The 3,930-nt window shown below is 44.6% G+C and carries 6 protein-coding genes; all 6 read right to left on the bottom strand.

Translation table 11 applies throughout. From position 1 onward, the window contains the following. Positions 1-123 precede the first annotated feature (123 nt). The gene (locus RWS24_RS10710) at positions 124-255 is read right to left on the bottom strand and encodes a hypothetical protein (protein ID WP_260468653.1); all 132 of its coding nucleotides are present in this window, start codon (positions 253-255) and stop codon (positions 124-126) included. A 22-nt stretch (positions 256-277) separates the two neighbouring features. Next, positions 278-955, bottom strand: coding sequence for a hypothetical protein (locus RWS24_RS10705; protein ID WP_260468652.1), 678 nt, complete (start codon positions 953-955; stop codon positions 278-280). Further along, positions 952-1,722, bottom strand: coding sequence for a nucleoside phosphorylase (locus RWS24_RS10700; protein WP_314367427.1), 771 nt, complete (start codon positions 1,720-1,722; stop codon positions 952-954). The genes RWS24_RS10705 and RWS24_RS10700 overlap by 4 nt, the downstream gene beginning before the upstream one ends. A gap of 13 nt (positions 1,723-1,735) precedes the next feature. Then, on the bottom strand, positions 1,736-1,954 hold the full coding sequence (locus RWS24_RS10695) for a YdeI/OmpD-associated family protein (RefSeq protein ID WP_125340348.1): 219 nt from the start codon (positions 1,952-1,954) through the stop codon (positions 1,736-1,738). Positions 1,955-1,984: 30 nt separating this feature from the next. Continuing rightward, positions 1,985-2,602, bottom strand: coding sequence for a serine O-acetyltransferase (gene cysE / locus RWS24_RS10690; protein WP_002899011.1), 618 nt, complete (start codon positions 2,600-2,602; stop codon positions 1,985-1,987). Between the two features lie 89 nt (positions 2,603-2,691). Next, positions 2,692-3,930: polyribonucleotide nucleotidyltransferase (pnp, locus tag RWS24_RS10685; protein ID WP_314367420.1), on the bottom strand; the 1,239-nt coding region annotated here is incomplete at its 5' end.

Below are 3,930 nucleotides of genomic sequence, written 5' to 3'. Positions count from 1 at the left end.
TAGACCTAAGCTAATCAAAGTATTCAGCAAAATCCTTGCTGGACAAGAAAAATAAGCCAGACAACAGCAATTCCAACCTGCAGCAGAACGGTTCATTCTTAAACATTCAAGCGCCTCTCCAGTCTACTTCCGGCTCAAATGGTAAAGGTAGGCAGGGAGCAGGACCAGAAGACCGAAAATCAGATTTCCTGCACGAAACAAACTGAATACAGAAACAAGACTTCCTGCCAACATGGTGTCATAGATTTTAATCATAATTACTCCTATATCCTACTATCTATAGTAATTTCAGCAATATATCAAAAAGTGTAGCAGCTGCACTCGCAACTTCAATACTTCTTAAGATCGGCTCATACTTCTCTACAAAATATTCCAATTTTTGTTTATCCTGCGGAGAAGTAATGATACTGTTAATTTCGCTATCTTTAATACCATGTTGAATCAATTCTGTTTTGTAAGCATTTAGCACTGAAACAATCTCATTATAATAAACACTATATCTATTATCTTGATAATTATTCCCGGCATAATTATTTTGAACAGGACCGTAGTTTATATCTCTATGACTCATATCAATAATTGATGTTAATTTATATATAATATAGGGTCCTTCTTTTTCGCTTACTCTTCCACTAGAATCATATTTTATTTCATAATATTCTCTATCTAGCAGTTCCGATATCATATAGGAATATCCATGTTCGTTAGTCCATATATCCCCTTGTCTATAATGACTTAATATATAATCTCGTTTATTTAATTGAGTCAATTTATACTCAAAAAACAGCCAAGTTTCACCATTATCCATTCTCAATGAATATTCCTGTAAATAAATTTTACTATAGTCCGTTTGAGCATCTTGTTTCTTTTCCTCTAATTTTTCTTTCCGATTTAAATATACAAGGAACATAATCAATATAACAAACAGACACATATATAGATAGTTTATAATCATATACCCCTATTTATCTCCTTTGCTATCATCAAAGCAATATTGAAAAAAATCATAGCATCTGCTTTTCTTTCTTCGTGTCTTGCATCCCACTCATTTTTATGATGATCCACATAGTCAGCTGTGTAGAAGAATTGATAGACTTTACTCTTGCGAAATTGACTCCAAGCCATGATAGCTGAAGCTTCCATGTCCACCACTTGGGCACCCGCAGCTAAGCGCCGCTTGACCTTATCAGGCGTTTCCCGATAAAAGGCATCAGTCGTCCAAGACTTAGCGCGGATATGCTCGATATCGTGCTTATCAAAGATGGCTTCCAGCTCGACCAACAAAGACTCGTCATAGGCGACTTCATCACCCGGTGGGGCATAGTGATAGCTAGTCCCTTCATCTCGCAAAGCGGCTGCAGGCAGGATGATTTTATCCGCCTCAATTGAGCGGTCCAAAACGCCACAGGAACCTAGAATGATGAAATTCTTGAAGCCTCTAGTCACCAACTCCTCCAGCTGGCCGACTATCATGGGAGCCCCAATTGGAGCCAACATAACTGCTAGCTTGCTAGGTCCTTGGCCATAAATATACCATGGATGATGGCCGTTTATGCTTTTCAAATAGCCTCCCGGATAGACATCTTCTGACTCAATCAAACGTTTCAGAATTTCGCCATTAAAGGACAGGATGATGGTTTCGCATACCTCACCTTTGTCAATAATCTGTCTATCTGTTGGTTCAATAACCCCAGCTACATCTTCAAATTCCTCTAATAGCATAAGTTCTCTTTCTTTAAGGCTTCAGCAAATCCACCTTCATCTTTTCTATGCGACGCAACTTGGTCTCATCTTTTTTGGCTTCACTGATATAGCGAGCCCATTCACGCTGGTGGCTAGGCGGCAATTTTGTAAAACGCTCCTTGGCAAGACCGTCCAACCCTTCTTTCAGTTCAAGGACTATCTGGTTCAAAATAGCATCTGATAAATCTGACATGTCGGTTCCTCCTGTCATATTTTACTTAGATAACTTTGCCAACCTTTTCTACAGACTTGACGAATGGTGGCTGGCTTCACGGGCATGCTCTAGCTTGTCTAGATAGTATTCCCGTTTCTCCTCTACCTCGTGAATGGTTGGCTCGTCCTTCTCACCGTGGACACGAACAATCTTCGCTGGTACACCAACAACTGTCACATCACTAGGAACATCAGCCACTACAACTGCACCGGCTCCGACCTTGGCCTTCTCGCCAATCTCAATCGGTCCAATGACTTGGGCATGAGCAGAGACCAAGGCACCCCGACGCACGGTTGGATGGCGTTTGCCTGTATCCTTGCCCGTACCGCCCAGGGTCACGCCGTGGTAAAGCATGGCCCCCTTCTCCACAATGGCCGTTTCTCCAATCACTAGGCCACTGCCATGGTCGATGAAGACACCCGACTCAATCTGAGCGCCGGGATGAATCTCAATCTGGGTCCAGAAACGCCAGAATTGACTGTGCATGCGCGCCAGCAGCTTGAAGCCGTGCCTCCATAAAAAATGCGAGAGGCGGTGGGCCGCCAAAGCTTTAATGCCTGGATAGGTTAGCAAAACTTCCAGCGACGTTCGTGCCGCCGGGTCATTTTCCTTTACGATATCAATAGATTCCTTCCACCAACCCATGCTAGCCTCCTTCCTTCTCTAAACAAGGAGAGACGAGAACTAGGCTCGCCTCTGCCGATTTCTGATGAGGTCTACAGGGATACGACCTCTTATTCTTCTGTTTTAGGGCTTTCTTGATGGTCCTTATGACCCTTGTGCTCCTTGCGCGGATGATGTCCCTTGTCATGATGATGTTTTGGCTTATCAGACTTTGGCGGACGCGGCAGCAATACTTTCATGGAAGCATCTACCCGACCTTTGGCATCAATCTTGATAACCTTGACATCCACTTCATCACCGATTTGTACAACGTCTTCGACGTTATTAGTCCGAGTCCAAGCCAGCTCCGAAATGTGAACCAGGGCATCCGTCTTGTCAAAGAGATTGACAAAAGCACCGAATTTCTCAATCCGAACAACCTTGGCATGGTAAACTTCATCCACTTTTGCTTCGCGGACTAAGCCAGCAATGATTTCCTTGGCACGATTGATGGCGTCTTGGTCGCTAGAGTAGATGGACACATTTCCTTCTTCATCAATGTCAATCTTAACACCAGTTTCAGCGATAATCTTGTCGATGGTTTCCCCACCTTTTCCGATGACAATCTTAATTTTGTCCACATCAATCTTGATGGTATCGATTTTCGGAGCAGTTGGAGCCAACTCAGGACGTGGAGCTGGAATTGTCGCTTCAATCAAGTCCAGAATTTCAAAGCGAGCTTTCTTAGCCTGAGCAAGAGCTTCTGTCAGGATTTCCGCTGTAATTCCTTCAATCTTGATATCCATCTGCAGGGCGGTAATCCCTTCGCGGGTACCAGCTACCTTAAAGTCCATATCGCCAAAATGGTCTTCCAAACCTTGAATGTCCGTCAGAACCGTATAGTTGCTGCCATCTGAAATCAAGCCCATGGCAATTCCGGCAACCGGTGCCTTAATCGGCACACCACCGGCCATCAGAGCCAGAGTACCCGCACAGATAGAGGCCTGTGAAGAAGAACCGTTTGACTCCAAGACTTCCGCTACCAGACGAATTGCATACGGAAACTCTTCCAAACTAGGCAAGACTTGCTCCAAGGCACGCTCCCCAAGAGCACCGTGTCCAATTTCACGACGGCCAGGAGCCCCATAACGACCTGTCTCACCGACAGAGTATTGCGGGAAGTTATAGTGGTGCATGAAGCGTTTCTTGTATTCTGGATCCAAGCCGTCCACAATTTGCGTTTCGCCCATTGGTGCCAGGGTCAGGACAGACAAGGCTTGGGTTTGCCCGCGAGTAAAGAGACCAGAACCATGCACGCGCGGCAGGTAATCCACTTCCGCATCCAGCGGACGGATTTCATCAACCTTACG

It is taken from the genome of uncultured Streptococcus sp. (assembly GCF_963528215.1).
In the GTDB taxonomy this organism is placed as follows: domain Bacteria; phylum Bacillota; class Bacilli; order Lactobacillales; family Streptococcaceae; genus Streptococcus.
Note: the sequence above shows the minus strand (reverse complement) of the source record. Positions and strands in the feature narration are given on the sequence as shown.